The 14964-nt window shown below is 58.9% G+C and carries 13 protein-coding genes and 2 pseudogenes; 10 read left to right on the top strand and 5 right to left on the bottom strand.

The window, feature by feature from the left end; translation table 11 throughout:
• A pseudogene (locus G1E_RS26545) lies at positions 1 to 1157 on the bottom strand (IS4 family transposase); the annotation flags it as partial.
• A gap of 267 nt (positions 1158 to 1424) precedes the next feature.
• Here G1E_RS26545 and G1E_RS26535 point away from each other — a divergent pair.
• From G1E_RS26535 to G1E_RS30000, 6 genes are all read left to right on the top strand, one after another.
• The gene (locus G1E_RS26535) at positions 1425 to 1724 is read left to right on the top strand and encodes a ribbon-helix-helix domain-containing protein (protein ID WP_009681898.1); all 300 of its coding nucleotides are present in this window, start codon (positions 1425 to 1427) and stop codon (positions 1722 to 1724) included.
• Positions 1725 to 1966: 242 nt separating this feature from the next.
• A complete protein-coding gene (locus G1E_RS26530) occupies positions 1967 to 2356 on the top strand; it encodes a hypothetical protein (RefSeq protein WP_009681897.1) in 390 nt (129 codons plus the stop codon).
• 24 nt (positions 2357 to 2380) lie between these two features.
• Positions 2381 to 3232: an alpha/beta fold hydrolase gene (locus tag G1E_RS26525; protein WP_033690130.1), complete on the top strand. Its 852-nt coding sequence runs from the start codon at positions 2381 to 2383 to the stop codon at positions 3230 to 3232.
• Between the two features lie 169 nt (positions 3233 to 3401).
• Positions 3402 to 4061 carry a hypothetical protein gene (locus G1E_RS30010; protein WP_009681895.1) on the top strand — a complete coding sequence of 220 codons (660 nt, stop codon included), beginning with the start codon at positions 3402 to 3404 and terminating at the stop codon, positions 4059 to 4061.
• A gap of 50 nt (positions 4062 to 4111) precedes the next feature.
• Complete coding sequence (locus tag G1E_RS30005; RefSeq protein WP_009681894.1) at positions 4112 to 4528, top strand: methyl-accepting chemotaxis protein; 417 nt, start codon at positions 4112 to 4114, stop codon at positions 4526 to 4528.
• Between the two features lie 54 nt (positions 4529 to 4582).
• Entirely contained in the window at positions 4583 to 5194 is a 612-nt protein-coding gene (locus G1E_RS30000; protein ID WP_236183104.1) for a methyl-accepting chemotaxis protein, read from the top strand.
• 13 nt (positions 5195 to 5207) lie between these two features.
• Here the strand turns inward: G1E_RS30000 and G1E_RS26510 are convergent, their stop codons facing one another.
• Complete coding sequence (locus G1E_RS26510; protein WP_009681892.1) at positions 5208 to 5723, bottom strand: Lrp/AsnC family transcriptional regulator; 516 nt, start codon at positions 5721 to 5723, stop codon at positions 5208 to 5210.
• A 124-nt stretch (positions 5724 to 5847) separates the two neighbouring features.
• Between G1E_RS26510 and mdeB the strand changes: the two genes are divergently transcribed.
• The 3 genes from mdeB (at position 5848) to lpdA (ending at position 11743) form a co-directional block, all read left to right on the top strand.
• Complete coding sequence (mdeB, locus tag G1E_RS26505; protein WP_047150276.1) at positions 5848 to 8538, top strand: alpha-ketoglutarate dehydrogenase; 2691 nt, start codon at positions 5848 to 5850, stop codon at positions 8536 to 8538.
• Positions 8539 to 8624: 86 nt separating this feature from the next.
• Entirely contained in the window at positions 8625 to 9938 is a 1314-nt protein-coding gene (gene aceF / locus G1E_RS26500) for a dihydrolipoyllysine-residue acetyltransferase (RefSeq protein ID WP_009681890.1), read from the top strand.
• Between the two features lie 11 nt (positions 9939 to 9949).
• The gene (gene lpdA, locus G1E_RS26495) at positions 9950 to 11743 is read left to right on the top strand and encodes a dihydrolipoyl dehydrogenase (RefSeq protein WP_009681889.1); all 1794 of its coding nucleotides are present in this window, start codon (positions 9950 to 9952) and stop codon (positions 11741 to 11743) included.
• A 205-nt stretch (positions 11744 to 11948) separates the two neighbouring features.
• Here the strand turns inward: lpdA and G1E_RS26490 are convergent.
• The 3 genes and pseudogenes from G1E_RS26490 to G1E_RS26480 form a co-directional block, all read right to left on the bottom strand.
• Positions 11949 to 13348 (bottom strand): IS3 family transposase gene (locus tag G1E_RS26490; protein WP_371259966.1). Its coding sequence is split into 2 segments (ribosomal slippage): positions 11949 to 12862 and positions 12862 to 13348, totalling 1401 coding nucleotides; the frame shifts between segments, so codons are not numbered across the junction.
• Between the two features lie 55 nt (positions 13349 to 13403).
• Positions 13404 to 13517, bottom strand: coding sequence for a transposase (locus tag G1E_RS30365; protein ID WP_080641052.1), 114 nt, complete (start codon positions 13515 to 13517; stop codon positions 13404 to 13406).
• A gap of 191 nt (positions 13518 to 13708) precedes the next feature.
• Positions 13709 to 14626 (bottom strand): annotated as a pseudogene (locus G1E_RS26480) (reverse transcriptase domain-containing protein); the annotation flags it as partial.
• A 66-nt stretch (positions 14627 to 14692) separates the two neighbouring features.
• Between G1E_RS26480 and G1E_RS26475 the strand changes: the two are divergent.
• Positions 14693 to 14964, top strand: a 272-nt coding sequence (locus tag G1E_RS26475; protein WP_047150275.1) for an IS3 family transposase, incomplete at its 3' end; no start/stop codon positions are given.

The following is a 14964-nucleotide window of genomic DNA, read 5'->3' as shown; positions in this document are numbered from 1 at the left end:
AGGAAACCAGGGGCGATTCACACAGTGCCGCACCAGCAGCTCGACCAGGGTATTTTTGAGCCGTGACACGCCTTGGGTGAAGTTGACTTTCCATCGCAGCTTGCGACCTTTGTGGCGCTGTTCGATGACCGGCTGTAGCAGGTGCTGCATCAACAGCGCCAGGTTCTTCAACAGTTGAGCGGCATGAAAGTCCTGCTTTACAGCGGTCACGCTGCGGCCGCTGAAGTTGTCCAGCGTCAGGGTTTGTTTGAGGCGACGGAAATCGGTTTCGATGCCCCAGCGGCGGTGGTAAAGCTCGGCAAGCACCTCAGCGGGAAAGGCTTCTCGATCCAGCAGCGAGGTCAGCAATACCTCGCTTTCGCCGTTGGCCAACTCGACCCGGATTAGTCTCAGCTCGATCTGGCTGGCAGGATCAACGCCAGCCTCGGAGCAGAACAGACATGCTTCAGGATGGTTGGCCACGAAAAGCTCTGTTCAACTTGGTCAGAGTGTAGAAACGCTTTGACCTGGGCGTTATAGCCACAGGGCAGGCGCATCAGAAAGTGCCGCTGTTGCTGCGCGAACAGCGCGAATAACCAGTGCCCAGGGTAACCACGGTCAAACAGCGTCAGGCTGTCAGCCGGCAGGTGCTCAAGGTGCAGATGGGCACAGTCGCGCTCGCCGACGGTCAGGGGCACGATCAGGCTATGCAAGGTTTGACCGTCAGCGACTTCGTAGAGTGTGGACAAGCGAGCCATGGGAAAGCCAGAGTGACTGCCAAAGAAGGTCGCCATGGTCGACTCCAGGGGTAAATGCACGGTCGAGCCATCCACCGCGAGCACCCTCAGCCCACGCCACTTCTGGCGCAGCCCTAAGCAGTCAATTTGTTGCTGCAGGAGGCGATTGAGACTTTCAAATACCTCGGGGTTGAGCTTTTTGCGCGCTTTGCAGAAGGCCTGCGCAGTGACCATTTGCGTCTCAGTCGACGCCTGATTGAGTACGCGATAGAACTGATCGAGTTCGGTTTGCAGGGCCGTGCGTGGCTGATTGAGCAGGAACAGGACGAGGTTCTTGAAGGTGAGCTGGCGTCGGAGGGTAAAGTCTTGAGGATTCTGGCGGTGGGCGGCGATGAAGGCGGGACAATCGAGCGGACTGGTTGTTTTTTGTACAATTTTCAAGTCAGGGTTTGGCTGGGGGTGTCAAGCGATGCGGTATAGGTAGTCAAAAGGGCTTCTCCCATGCACTGATTTGAGCGCTAATCATATGATATTATGGATAATTTCCAAAGTTGATGACATTGGGCAGCGGTCATTGCCTGGATTTCGAAATGAGTCTGTTGGGCAGAGGCAATACTGCAACCCTGGCTGGAGCGCCACGTGTAGTATTGGCCTATTACCCTTTTTGCCTGAAGAGGGAAATAATCCTTTTACCGGGAGGGCCTCAAAATGTGCGAGCTGTATATCAAAGCCGATCCAATACTGTACGAATCTCGGTCACGCTCGTTGCGTATACACGGCGTGATCACGACTCTGCGACTGGAAAACCAGTTTTGGGACATCCTCACAGAGATGTCCGCCGTGGAAGGCCTGACCACCAACCAGTTGATCACCAATCTCTATGAGGAGATCACCAAAGCGCGCGATGAGGCGATGAACTTCTCCTCATTCCTACGGGTTTGTTGCACTCGATACCTGGCTCAACAGCGCAGTGCCGCACCTCTTAAGCTGGTAAACCGCAGCGCCTGATTTTAAGCGATCGATACAGGAGCTGCGATCTATCTGTTGGTGCCGGCGACAAATTGACACAGTTGCTGACATGTCATTGACCCAGTCTGTTCTTCTTCGCGAATCATTGCCTTTGCTGGATTTGTGCTAACTTGGAGGTGGGTGAGTCTTGCATCAGCACACGGGTCAATTCGGCATTGGCGTCAACAGTTCGATGACCGATGACTGATTTTTCGAAAAAAGTACAAAAAGAGGAGAAAGTCATGGATACACACGTACAATCTTGGGCCCAAAAATTTCGCGAGCATTCTGATTCTGATGCCACGATCCAATCAATGGGTAAGTACTTCACGTGTACGTACATGCTCGACATGGAAACTGCAAAAGTCATCGTTGATATGCGCGATGGCAAGGTCAACGACATTAATGTCAACCCCGCCCCCCTCGATAGCTACCAATTCGCCTTTCGGGCAAGTGCCGCCACGTGGAAAAAATTTGGCATGGAGACGCCACCGCCAATGTTCCATGGTATCTGGGCGGCTTCGTTCCGGGAGGATTTGAAGATGGAAGGCGATCTGCTTGTGCTAATGCAGAACCTTCGCAACATCACCATTCAAATTGAATTGCTTCGTAAAACCGGCGTACCGGTTTAATCAGAATCTCGTCGGAGAAGAAACATGTCTCGAATTTCACCGGTAACAGGACATTATGTAACCCTCGAGGTGGACGGTTGCGAATACAAGGTGTTTTACAACCAAAATGGCAGCGGCCAACCTTTAATCTGCCAGCACACTGCTGGATGCCACAATCATCAATGGCGAGATCTGCTCGAAGACGATGATATTACGAAGGACTATCTGGTTATCGCCTACGATCTTCCGCGTCACGGGAAATCAGATCCACCTCTTAATAAGGAGTGGTGGAAAGAGGAGTACCGTCTCACGGCCGACCACTACGTAAACTTCATCGTTGCCCTCTGCGACGCGCTCGAATTGGAGAATCCGATCTTCATGGGTTCTTCATTCGGAGGCAATGTCGCTCTGCAGCTCGCTCTACGTCACCCGGACAGATTCAAGGCGGTGATACCGGTCGAAGCTGCTGCGTATGCGCCAGGATTCTACCTTGACTGGTGGCATCACCCCCATGCCAATGCCTCACAAGTTTGCGCAAGCGGAGTCTGGGATTTGATGGCGCCAATGTCGTCAGACAAGGACCGTTGGCTAACATGGCATTACTACAGTCAGGGCGCGGAAGCGTTCAAAGGTGATCTCTACTTCTACTCAGTCGATCATGATTTGCGGGACAAGCTTGGACAGATCGATGGCGAGAAGTGTCCAGTAGTGATGATGACCGGGACCTATGACTATCTGACTCCTCCTTCCGCGACCAAAGAAACGGCCGACCAGATCAAGGGTGGGTCATTCATTGAGATGGAGGACATCGGACATTTCCCTATGAGTGAAAACTACCCAGTGTTTAAAAAATACCTGGTAGAGGCTCTGCAACGTATCGATACCCAATTAACCTGACGTACCCACTGGTGACTCTGCCGCACCATCTCCAATTGGAGATGGTGCAGCTTTTCACAAAATATCTAGTTACAGGCTATCGGAACAAAGTCGGATTCCGCGTCATCGACTAGGCGTTGCCGCCACAGCGTTCTATGCCTTCAACGTGCTCGAAGTGCGAGCTGAGAAGATGAACGACGTCGCATCCGTCGAGTCACTGATGCTGCAAGCGCAGGTAGCGGTAAAGGCGTTTGGCCTGGAGTTGGCTGAAGACGAGGCTAACACGGTTGTCGGCCTAACCGATGAGCTCGTCTCGTTGCTGGAGAGGTCCCAGGTGGAGTCCGGGTCGGGCGACTCCGTGGAGGCGGCAAAAATCTATCTCGCCCAGTTCAAGCGGTACGCTCAAGCCCAGCGTGATGCTCGCGAAGCTCGCCTGCGCATGCAGCAGTTGGCCCAGGTGCTTGGCGAGCGGTTCACCGTGGTGATGCTGGATCAGCTCGACGCGGTCAACCTCCTGGCCTCGCAGGCGCAGCCGGCTGATTCGGTGCGTATGCTGCAGCTTGAACAAGCCTCCACGCTGCGTGACAAGCTGGCAAACCTGCGTGACAGCGAACTCTATTTCACTCTCGACGGCAGCACAGATGTGCGCAACGCCTGGGAGGCGAGAGTTATTGAACTGCGCTCGTACATGGAAAACTTGGAGCTGCGGCTTGAGGGTTCAGAGCGGGAGTCGTTGACCCAGGCGAGTACGGCGCTGGCGGAATACAGCGCCGCATTCAACGGTTATGCCGCAAGTCGTGATCAAGCCAGCGATAGCCAAGACGCGAGAATGACGCTGCTGACAGGGTAAGCGCACTGCTTGGCGCGGCCCACATCGCGCAGGTGCAGGCTTCGCAGTCGATGAGCCAGCGGGTATCCCGGCTGCTTGGGGGGATTGTGCTGTTGGCGCTTGGCTTTGGCATCGGTGCCGGTCTGCTGATTCGCCACTTGATCCTGCAGCCGCTGCGTCAGGCCGGTGAGCTTACCCGGTTCGTGGCATCTGGCGATCTCAGCGCACAGATCGATGCGGCCAGACGACGTGATGAGCTGGGGCATCTGCTCGGCAGCGTCGGCGTCATGCTCGACAGTCTGCGTGGGCTGATCGGCCGGATTGGCCAGGGTGTCGGGCAGTTGAACCAGGCCACCAGCGGCCTGGTTCAGGTGACTGAGCGTACTCGTGAGGGAGTCGACTTGCAGCACGAGGAGACTGAATTAGCGGCCACCGCCATGCAACAGATGGCCGCCACCGCGCAGGATGTCGCGCGCAATGCCAGTTAGACCCGCGATGCAGTCGAGCAGGCCAATAGGCAGGCGGGTAAAGGCAAAGAGTTGGTGCGTCAGGCGACGACCAAGATCGGTCACCTGGCACAGGAAATGAGCGGCTGTTCCGAGGCAATGGGCTCGCTGCTTAACGAGAGTGCGGCGATCGGCAAGGTTCTCGATGTGATCAATACCCTGGCCGGGCAAACCAATCTGCTGGCCCTGAATGCGGCGATTGAAGCAGCACGGGCGGGCGAAAACGGTCGGGGTTTCGCTGTCGTGGCGGACGAGGTGCGCCACCTGGCGCGGCGGACACAAGCTTCCACTGATGATATTGCCACTAGCATCAAGCAGCTGCGTACGGTGGCCGAGCAAACAGCCAGCCGCTTGCGAGGGAGCCACACGCTGACCGGCGAGAGTGTGGTGCTTGCCGAGCAGGCGTCACAGGCTTTGCAGGAAATCGCCGCGGCAGTCTCGACAGTCGAGCAGATGAGTCAGCAGATCGCTGCGGCGGCCGAACAGCAGAGTGCGGTGGCCGAACAGGTTGGCGAAAGCATGGAGCGAGTACGGGCGGTCGCTGAGCAAAGCACCGCGGCGAACGGCTTGCTGGAAACGTCAGTGCGCGGGTTGGAGCAGGTGGGCGACGCCCTCAACGCGGCGGTTGGAGGTTTTCGCACCACCTGAAGTGGGGGGGGGGTTATTTATGCCGAAGTTTGCCGGTGCCTGTTTTAGTCGAGTCTGTGCGGGGAAGTGGTAGTGCCGTTTTGTATTTGACCTGTTTGAGCGCGAAACTCGAGCGAATATTTGCGACGCCCGGGATCTTGGAAAGTTGATTAACAATAAATCGTTCGAGTGCCTGTACATCGGGTACCACAACCCGGATCAGGTAATCAGCGTCGCCGGTCATTAGATAGCACTCCATGACTTCCGGGTAGTTTTGTATCGCCTCTTCAAAAGTCTCTAATGCGCGTTCTACCTGGCGCTCCAGCGTAATTTGGATAAATACACTGACGCTCAGACCTAGTTCATAAGGGTCAAGCAGGGTTACGTAACGACTGATCAAACCCGATTCTTCTAATGCCCTCACTCTTGTCAGGCAGGGCGAGGGCGATAGATGCACGCGGGATGCGAGTTCGACGTTGGTGAGTCGAGCGTTGGCCTGCAGTTCTTCGAGGATGCGCAGGTCTATTGAGTCGAGTTGTGCTTGCGGCATGTTACGCCTCATTTGTGTTGATTGGCAGCATTATATGCCGAAAATTGGTAGTAATGAAGATTAGTACGGCGGCATGTTCTGTCGGTTTACCTCTAAGCTAACAGTAACAAGAGCGGAGGCAGATATGGGTGTGCTAAACGAAAATTCGATAACTGGGTCAGTGGCGTCTATGGATATTGACCGAGATGAAACACGGGAATGGCTGGAGTCGTTAGAGGCCGTCGTGCGCGATGGTGGTTCCGAGCGTGGCCAGTTTCTGCTTAAACAATTAGAGCAACACGCAAGAGCACTTGGCATCACCTCGCATGTGCACCCGTACTCGGCTTATCGGAACACAATTTCGATTGAAAAGCAGGGGCCCTATCCAGGCGACCTTGCTGTCGAGGAACGGATTACTTCCATCATTCGCTGGAATGCACTGGCCATGGTAGTGCGCGCCAATCAGGCTTACGGGGATTTGGGTGGGCACATTGCGAGTTATGCATCTGCCGCCGAAATCTTCGAGGTCGGTTTTAACCATTTCTTTCGTGCCAGTGATGAAAAGCACGGCGGCGATCTGGTGTTTTACCAGCCGCATTCGGCACCTGGCGTTTACGCCCGGGCGTTCCTCGAGGGACGTCTGTCGGAGGAGCAACTGGCCAATTACCGCCAGGAAGTGAGCGGCAATGGCCTGAGTTCTTATCCACACCCGTGGTTGATGCCCGATTTCTGGCAGTTCCCCACCGGCTCGATGGGTATTGGCCCGATCAGTGCCATCTACCAGGCGCGTTATATGCGTTACCTCGAGCATCGCAATCTGGCCGAAACCGCCGACCGCCATGTGTGGGGGGTGTTTGGTGACGGCGAAATGGATGAGCCGGAGTCCATTGCCGGCCTCACCCTCGCCGCACGGGAAAAGCTCGATAACCTCACCTTTATCGTCAACTGCAACTTGCAGCGTCTGGATGGCCCGGTGCGTGGCAACGGCCAGGTCATTCAAGAGCTCGAAGCGCTGTTTACCGGCGCCGGCTGGAATGTGGTCAAGGTCATCTGGGGCTCGGACTGGGATCCGTTGTTTGCGCGGGACAGCAGTAATGCCCTGTTGCAACGCTTTGCCCAGACCGTCGATGGTCAATATCAGACCCTCGGCTCCAAGGACGGCGCCTATAACCTGCTGCACTTCTTCCAGCAGGATCCGGAAATCCAGGCGTTGGTCTCGCATATGTCCGATGCCGATATCGATGCGCTCAAGCGCGGCGGTCACGACTTCCGCAAGCTGTATGCCGCGTTCGCTGCAGCCAAGGCGCACAAGGGGCGTCCGACCGTGATCCTGGCAAAAACCAAGAAGGGGTACGGCATGGGCGGTGCCGGCGAGTCGCGCATGACCTCGCACCAGGCCAAGAAGCTGGATATCGATGCACTCAAGGCATTTCGTGATCGCTTCGCGCTGCCACTGTCGGACGACGACGTCGCGCAACTGCGCTTCTATCGTCCGACTGAGGACAGTCAGGAAATACGTTACTTGCAAGAGCGCAGAACGGCGCTGGGCGGCTATATGCCGGCGCGGCAGAAGGGCAAAGAGCACGTCGCCGTGCCGGCCCTGGCCGACTACGCACGCTTTGCCTTCGAAGCCGACGGCAAAGAAATGTCCACCACCATGGCCGTGGTACGGATGCTCGGTGGTTTGCTTAAAGACAAGGAACTGGGTCCCCGCGTGGTGCCTATCGTCGCCGACGAGGCACGCACCTTCGGCATGGCCAACCTGTTCCGCCAGATCGGTATCTACTCGCCGCTGGGGCAACTGTACGAGCCGGAAGATGCCGGCTCGATGCTGTATTACCGTGAAGCCAAGGATGGTCAGTTGCTGGAGGAGGGCATTACCGAAGCCGGTGCGCTGTCTTCCTGGGTAGCGGCTGCGACCTCCTACAGTGCCCACGGCAAACCGATGCTGCCGTTCTACATCTATTACTCGATGTTTGGTTTCCAGCGAGTCGGCGACCTGATCTGGGCAGCGGCCGACCAACGTGCCCGCGGCTTCTTGCTGGGCGCTACCGCCGGGCGTACCACCTTGGGTGGCGAAGGGCTGCAGCACCAGGACGGCAGCAGTCATGTTATGGCCGCCACCGTGCCCAATTGCCGCGCCTACGATCCGGCGTTCGCCGGCGAGCTGGCGGTGATTGTCGATCACGGCATGCGCCAGATGATGGAGCGTGATGTCGACGAGTTCTACTACATCACCGTGATGAATGAGAACTACGCTCAACCGTCGCTGCCGACCGGCGTCGAGGATCACATCATTCGCGGCATGTACCGTTATGCCGCGACCGATGCGCCGTCGCCGCGTGGCGCGGTGCGGTTGCTGGGAAGCGGCACCATCCTGCGCGAAGTGATCGCCGCGTCCGAGCTGCTGGCTGCCGACTGGCAGGTGTCGAGCGAGGTGTGGAGCGTCACCAGTTTCAGCGAGCTGGCGCGCGAGGCGCGTGATGTGGAGCGCCACAATCGTCTGAATCCTGCTGAGCCGGAACAGGTCAGCCACCTGTGCGCCTCCCTCGCAGGCACCGCGCCGGTGATTGCTGCCACCGACTACGTTCGTGCCTGGCCGCAACTGATCGCCAGCTACGTCGATGCGCGTTTCATAGTCCTGGGCACCGACGGCTTTGGCCGCAGTGATACCCGCACCGCCTTACGCAGTTTCTTTGAAGTGGATCGTCACCAGGTGGTTCTCGCCGCCCTGGACGGTCTGGTGCGTGACGGCACGCTGCCGCGTCAGGTGTTGGCTGACGCCATTGGGCGCTACGGCCTGGATGGTAGCCGACCGGCGCCGTGGGCGCGCTAACGGGTTGTCTCTTCGTTCGCGCTCGATGAGCGTTCCATCCGCTCCCTGTAGGGGGAGCGGATCCACTTTCTTGGCGACGGTTAGTCATGAGTGAAATCAGAGAAATTCAAGTGCCGGATATCGGCGACTTCAAGGACCTTCCGGTGATCGAGGTATTGGTCAAACCGGGCGATACAGTGGCGTTCGACGACCCTTTGCTGACTCTGGAATCGGACAAGGCATCGATGGATGTGCCGAGCCCTGTGGCCGGCACCGTGGTGTCGGTCAGCCTCAAGGTAGGTGATCGGGTTTCCAAAGGCAGTGCCATGCTCAGGTTGCAGATGGCCGCCGATGAAACGCCTGCCGCTGCGGCGCCAGTGAATACCCCAGCAGTGGCGGATGCACCGGTGAGTGCAGCGCCGGCCCCCGTGGCCGCCAGTCCGGCTGCACCGGTGCCGGTGGCAGCTGTTGCGCCAGCGGTGAGTACGCCAGGTCTGAAACCCCATGCCAGCCCTTCGGTTCGCAGCTACGCGCGCAAGCTGGGTGTAGACGTAACCAAGGTGGTGGCTACTGGCAAAGGCGGGAGAATGCTTCGCGAGGATGTCGAACGCTTCGTCAAAGATGCCCTGGTTCGCCTGGACAGCCCCGTGCCTGGCTCGGGCAACTCAGGTGCCGGGCTCAATCTGCTGCCGTGGCCGGACGTCGATTTTGCCAAATTCGGTACCATCGAGAAGGTCGCGCTGTCGCGGATCAAGAAGATCTCGGGTGCCAACCTCGCGCGCAACTGGGTGATGATTCCCCACGTTACTAACAACGAAGAAGCGGATATCACCGAGCTGGAAGCGTTCCGCGTGCAACTGAATAAGGAAGGCGGCAAAGACGCGATCAAGTACACCATGTTAGCGTTTCTGATCAAGGCAGCGGTGGCCACGCTGAAAGCCTTCCCGCAGTTCAACAGTTCGTTGGGCAACGAAGACGGCGAGCCAATCCTAGTGTTGAAGCAGTACTACCACATCGGTTTTGCCGCCGACACGCCGAACGGGCTGGTGGTGCCGGTGATTCGCGATGCCGATCAGAAAGGCATCGGCCAGATCGCCAGCGAATGTGGCGAGCTGGCGAAAAAAGCCCGCGACGGCAAGCTGGGTCCCGCCGAGATGACCGGCGGCACCTTTACCGTTTCCAGCCTGGGCGGCATTGGCGGTACCGGCTTCAACCCCATCATCAACGCGCCAGAAGTGGCGATCCTCGGCGTTACCCGTGCGCAAATGAAACCGGTGTGGGATGGCAGTGGGTTCGCCCCGCGCCTGATTCTGCCCATGGCCCTGTCCTGGGATCACCGCGTGGTCGATGGCGCTGCTGCGGCCCGTTTCCTTCAGCACCTGGCTGCTCTGTTGGTTGATTTCCGTCGAATTACGCTGTAAGGGGCTAGCTCATGAGTCAGGTTTTTGAAGTGAAGATGCCCGGTATCGGCGATGCCGCGGCCATGCCGGTGATCGAGGTGCTGGTCAAGGTAGGCGATGTGGTGAACGTCGACGACCCGATCTGCGTACTGGAGTCCGATAAGGCTACGATGGATGTGCCGTCTTCTGCCGCTGGCGTGGTCAAGGAAGTGCTGGCCAGCGTCGGCGATAAAGTGGCCGAAGGCGCTGTGCTGTTGAAGCTGGAGTCGGAGGCGGCTGTTGCGCCGTCTGCGTCCGCTCCCGTGCCCGCTGTTGCAGCCTCGGCGCCTGCTGTCGTGCCCACAGCGGCTGCTAGCCATGCCGGCAGCTCTGATCTCGAATGCGACGTGCTGGTTCTGGGCGGAGGCCCTGGCGGCTACTCCGCCGCCTTTCGCTCCGCCGATCTGGGCCAGAAAACCATAATCGTGGAGCGTTATGCTTCCCTTGGCGGCGTATGCCTGAACGTGGGCTGCATTCCGTCCAAGGCCTTGCTGCATATCGCCAATGTGATGGAAGAGGTGCCCCATCTGGCAGCTCTGGGTATCGAGTTCGGTGCCGGCGCAGTCGATGTCGGTAAGCTGCGCGCGCACAAGGAATCGGTGGTCAACAAGCTGACCACCGGGCTCGCTGGAATGGCCAAGGGCCGCAAGGTCGATGTGGTGCGTGGCTTTGGGCGTTTTCTCGATCCCCACCGTATTGAAGTGGCCGTTTCCTCGGGCTCCGGCCAGGAGCAAACCGGCGAGAAGAAGGTCATCCGCTTCAAACAGTGCGTGATCGCCGCCGGCAGCCAGGCGGTAAAACTGCCCTTTATGCCGAATGATCCACGCATCGTCGACTCCACCGGGGCGTTGGAACTGCGTACCGTGCCCAAACGCATGCTGGTGGTGGGCGGCGGGATTATCGGCCTGGAGATGGCGACTGTTTATTCGGCGCTTGGCGCCCGTATCGACGTGGTCGAAATGCTCGACGGCTTGATGCAAGGGCCTGACCGCGACCTGGTGAAAGTCTGGGAAAAATACAACAGCCACCGTTTCGATAATGTGATGGTGAAAACCCGCACGGTAAAAGCCGAGGCCAGCGAGCAGGGCATTTGGGTGAGCTTCGAGGGTGAAAAGGCCCCCGCTGAGCCGCAATGCTATGACTTGGTCTTGGTGGCGGTGGGGCGCAAACCCAATGGCAACCAGATCGATGCCGACAAGGCTGGTATCACCGTGGGTGAGCGCGGCTTTATCGCCGTGGACAAGCAGATGCGCACCAACGTGCCGCATATCTTCGCCATCGGCGATATCGTTGGCCAGCCCATGCTCGCCCACAAGGCGGTGCACGAGGGGCACGTCGCTGCCGAAGTGGCAGCAGGCGAGGCGCTGAGCAATGCCGAGCTGGCGCGTAGCACCTTTGACGCATTGCAAATTCCTGGCGTCGCCTACACCAACCCCGAGGTGGCGTGGGCTGGTCTTACTCAGCAGGAAGCCAAGGACAAGGGCATCAAGGTCGAGGCCGCGGTATTCCCCTGGGCCGCTTCAGGCCGGGCGATTGCCAATGGTCGCGATGAGGGCTTCACCAAGCTGTTGTTCGATGCCGAGACCCATCGGCTGGTCGGTGGCGGCATCGTCGGCACCGGCGCGGGCGACCTGATCAGTGAAGTGTGCCTGGCCATCGAAATGGGCGCCGACGCCGTGGATATCGGCAAGACCATCCACCCCCATCCAACACTAGGTGAGACCGTGGGCATGGCGGCGGAAGTCGCCCATGGTAGTTGTACCGACCTGCCAGAGGCACGTCGCTGAGACGCGGAGGAGATGACAATGAACAGCTGAAATTAGGCAATCACGGCTGACTTGAGTCAATGGGTGGGCCGAGAGGAGCTGCGCTCCGACTGCCTGTCCGAATGAGCGTGGAACAGGTGTCCGGATCAGCGTGGGCTGAGTGTCCGAATGGCGTGGAATCCGCAGTACGTAATAGCCACATGTTACCCACCAGATTTTCATGCTGTCATCCTGAGCGCATAACAACACCACAGGAAAACCTCAGGCACACGATTGGTGCCAGCACCCAGTTCCTGATGTTGCCGCTCCAGCGCTCCGGGTGCCGTGCACGCGCCGCCTCGTACAGCTCGATACGCTTGCGCAGCAACTCTTCCGCTTGGCCAGTATGTCGCTGCGCCGGGGTCACGAACTTCAGGGCGCTGTGGCGATGTTCATGGTTGTACCAGGCCACGAAGCTGTTCACCCAGTTCCTGGCCTGCTCCAGCGTGTCGAAGGGCCGCTCCGGCCGCTCCGGCCACAGCGGGCAGTACTTCGCCGTGCGGAACAAGGCCTCGGCATAGGCGTTGTCATTGCTCACCCGCGGGCGGCTGAACGAGGGCATCACACCCAGGTTCTGCATGGCCGCCAGCATGGTCGAGCCCTTCATCGCGCTGCCATTGTCCGAGTGCAGTACCAGCGGCTGGCCTGCTCGCTGTTCACGTAAGCAGGCCTGGCGTAGCAGCTGGGCGGCCTGATCGGCGCTTTCACTTTCATGCACCTCGTTGGCCACCAGCTTCCGGCTGTAGACGTCCTTGATCATGTACCAGTAGAAGTAACGGCCCTTGACCGTGGTCGGCAGCCAGGTGATGTCCCAGCACCACAGCTGGTTCGGGCCGTCGGCCACATGGGTCGTCAGCGCTCGTTTCACCGGTGGGCGGCTACGGCCGCGCGGATGCTGCTGTTCGGCGTCCTTCAGCAACCGGTAAAAGGTCGACTCCGAGGCCAGCCAGGTGCCCTGATCGGCCAGCCGCGCCACGATCTGCTGCAGCGACAGGCCCAGTTCGGCGCAGGCCTGCGACCGCCGCGCTCCCGCCGCCACGGCGTCCTCGATCAACTGCAGCGTTCCACGGCGATCCGGGGCGCTGATCACTCGTCCTCGTCCTTCCCCCAGAGCGCCTCGGCTTTTTTTCGCAACACCAGCAGAGCCGCGGTTTCTGCCAGCGCCGCATCCTTGCGCCGCAGTTCACGCTCCAGCTGCTTGATGCGCTTCTTCGCGGCCTTTTCCTCTTCGCGTTCGCGCCGGGTCTTGCTCGGCTGAGCCAGGCTGTTGGCCTGCTCGCAGGCTTCGCGCCAGGCGTTGATCTGCTCGACATACAGGCCTTTGCGCCGGCAGTACTCCGCCAGCTCAGCCGCATTGAGGCTGGCGCTTTCCAGCACCACCCGAAACTTGTCCTGGCTCGACCACTGGTCGGCCTGCTGTCCATCTCCCGGCACCACTGCTCCCGCTGCTCTGGCCTGTTTGCGCCAAGCATACAGGGTGGCATCAGTAATGCCTGTCGCTTCCACCAGCTCCGGCACCGTCCGGTTCAAGGGCGGCATCATCTGCCGCACCACCCACTCCCGATGCTCTATCGAATAACGCGCCACACGGCTCTCACTTCCGCCCACCGAACAAGACTCATCGAATCAACTCACACGACAACTATCCTGACGCGGCGGGGCGGATGGCAACGCTGGAAACGGTCGCACCGGGTTGCAGGCATTCCTGAACAACCTGGGCCTTGAACGGTTTGGGGTAAGAGCTTCGTTGGCGCATGGAAATCCCGGCGATAAGGGCTATCGCGTCCGCTTAAAAATACGCGGACACCATCGCCCTTAATGCTGGAGTTCGGAAGGTGACTTGGCCGGACGCTTACCTCAGAACGGCGCTTTCTTGATCGAGTAGGAGGCGGGTTCACACCCGCCGTCCTCTCACACCACCGTGCGTACGGTTCCGTACACGGCGGTTCAGGTTATGCGACTAAGCCGGTTGATCGTATCCAGTATCGAGACCAATCCGAGTTGATCCCACAGTTTCTTCGGTAGGGCCTGATTCACATGTGGCGCACCCGAGTTCCACCATGGGCCTCGGCCATTGAAAGCAGATTTACAAGCACGCTCTCGGCTTAGACCCAGACGCATCAGGTTGCTGATCCTCGTAGAGGGTTGCTTCCATTGCCGCCAGATGACACAGCGAAGTTTGTGCCTGATCCACCCGTCCAGCTCTTCTAGTGGGCGCCTGCTCTGACTGAGCTTGAAGTAACTCGCCCAGCCCCGTACCACGGGGTTCAGCCGCTCGATGATATAGGCCACCTTGCGGCCTCGCGCCCCGCGCAGCAGCTCCTTGAGCCGACTGCGCAGGCGACCAAGGCTCATCGTCGCTACCCTCAGCCTAGGCTGTTGATGCCAGCTCATCCCATAACCCAAGTAGTCGCATTTCCACGCCCGTGCCACTTGGCTCTTCTTCCTGTTCACCGTCAGTTTCAGACGCTCTTTCAGGAAGCGCTCGACGCTGGTCAGTACTCGCTCGCCTGCCCGCTGACTACGTACATAGATGTTCGCATCATCGGCATAGCGCACAAAACGGTGCCCCCGCCGCTCCAGTTCACGGTCAAATTCGTTGAGCAGGATGTTCGACAGCAACGGCGAGAGCGGGCCGCCTTGCGGCGTCCCTTCCTGCCGTGGGCTGACGACACCGCCCGACATGACCCCGGCTTCAAGGTAACGGCGGATAAGCCTGAGCACGCATTTGTCTTCGACACGGCGCTCGATACAGGCCATGAGTATGTCGTGGTTGACCCGATCAAAGAACTTCTCCAGATCAAGTTCCACGCACCAGCGATGGCCCGCCCCCACATGGGAGCGGGCCGTTTCGACGGCTTGATGAGTGTAGTGGTCTACTAACCCCGGACACCTTTTTAGGCGAAAATGGTCGCCACACAGAGGTGTTCGATGAGCAGACAACGACGTACTTTCACCCCCGAATTCAAGCGCGAGGCAGCCGGCCTGGTGCTCGACCAGGGCTATAGCCTTACTGAAGCCGCCCGGTCGCTCGACTTGGTTGAATCGGCGCTGCGCCGCTGGGTGAATCAACTCCAGTCAGAACGTGGCGGTGCTACGCCAACGAGCAAGGCGCTGACCCCCGAGCAGCAGAAGATCCAAGAGTTGGAAGCTCGGATCAACCGGCTGGAACGGGAGAAATCGATTTTAAAAAAGGCTACCGC

Origin of the sequence: Pseudomonas sp. TJI-51, assembly GCF_000190455.2 — a bacterium.
Taxonomy (GTDB): domain Bacteria; phylum Pseudomonadota; class Gammaproteobacteria; order Pseudomonadales; family Pseudomonadaceae; genus Aquipseudomonas; species Aquipseudomonas juntendi.
Note: the sequence above shows the minus strand (reverse complement) of the source record. Positions and strands in the feature narration are given on the sequence as shown.

What these genes read in the sequence shown, in the direction of transcription:
- G1E_RS26530 (WP_009681897.1), top strand. Translation starts at nt 1,967, where the DNA reads ATGGATACACACGTACAATCTTGGGCCCAAAAATTTCGCGAGCATTCT.
- mdeB (WP_047150276.1), top strand. Translation starts at nt 5,848, where the DNA reads ATGGGTGTGCTAAACGAAAATTCGATAACTGGGTCAGTGGCGTCTATG.
- lpdA (WP_009681889.1), top strand. Translation starts at nt 9,950, where the DNA reads ATGAGTCAGGTTTTTGAAGTGAAGATGCCCGGTATCGGCGATGCCGCG.
- aceF (WP_009681890.1), top strand. Translation starts at nt 8,625, where the DNA reads ATGAGTGAAATCAGAGAAATTCAAGTGCCGGATATCGGCGACTTCAAG.
- G1E_RS26535 (WP_009681898.1), top strand. Translation starts at nt 1,425, where the DNA reads ATGTGCGAGCTGTATATCAAAGCCGATCCAATACTGTACGAATCTCGG.
- G1E_RS30010 (WP_009681895.1), top strand. Translation starts at nt 3,402, where the DNA reads ATGAACGACGTCGCATCCGTCGAGTCACTGATGCTGCAAGCGCAGGTA.
- G1E_RS30005 (WP_009681894.1), top strand. Translation starts at nt 4,112, where the DNA reads ATGAGCCAGCGGGTATCCCGGCTGCTTGGGGGGATTGTGCTGTTGGCG.
- G1E_RS30365 (WP_080641052.1), bottom strand. Translation starts at nt 13,517, where the DNA reads ATGCGCCAACGAAGCTCTTACCCCAAACCGTTCAAGGCCCAGGTTGTT.
- G1E_RS26510 (WP_009681892.1), bottom strand. Translation starts at nt 5,723, where the DNA reads ATGCCGCAAGCACAACTCGACTCAATAGACCTGCGCATCCTCGAAGAA.
- G1E_RS26525 (WP_033690130.1), top strand. Translation starts at nt 2,381, where the DNA reads ATGTCTCGAATTTCACCGGTAACAGGACATTATGTAACCCTCGAGGTG.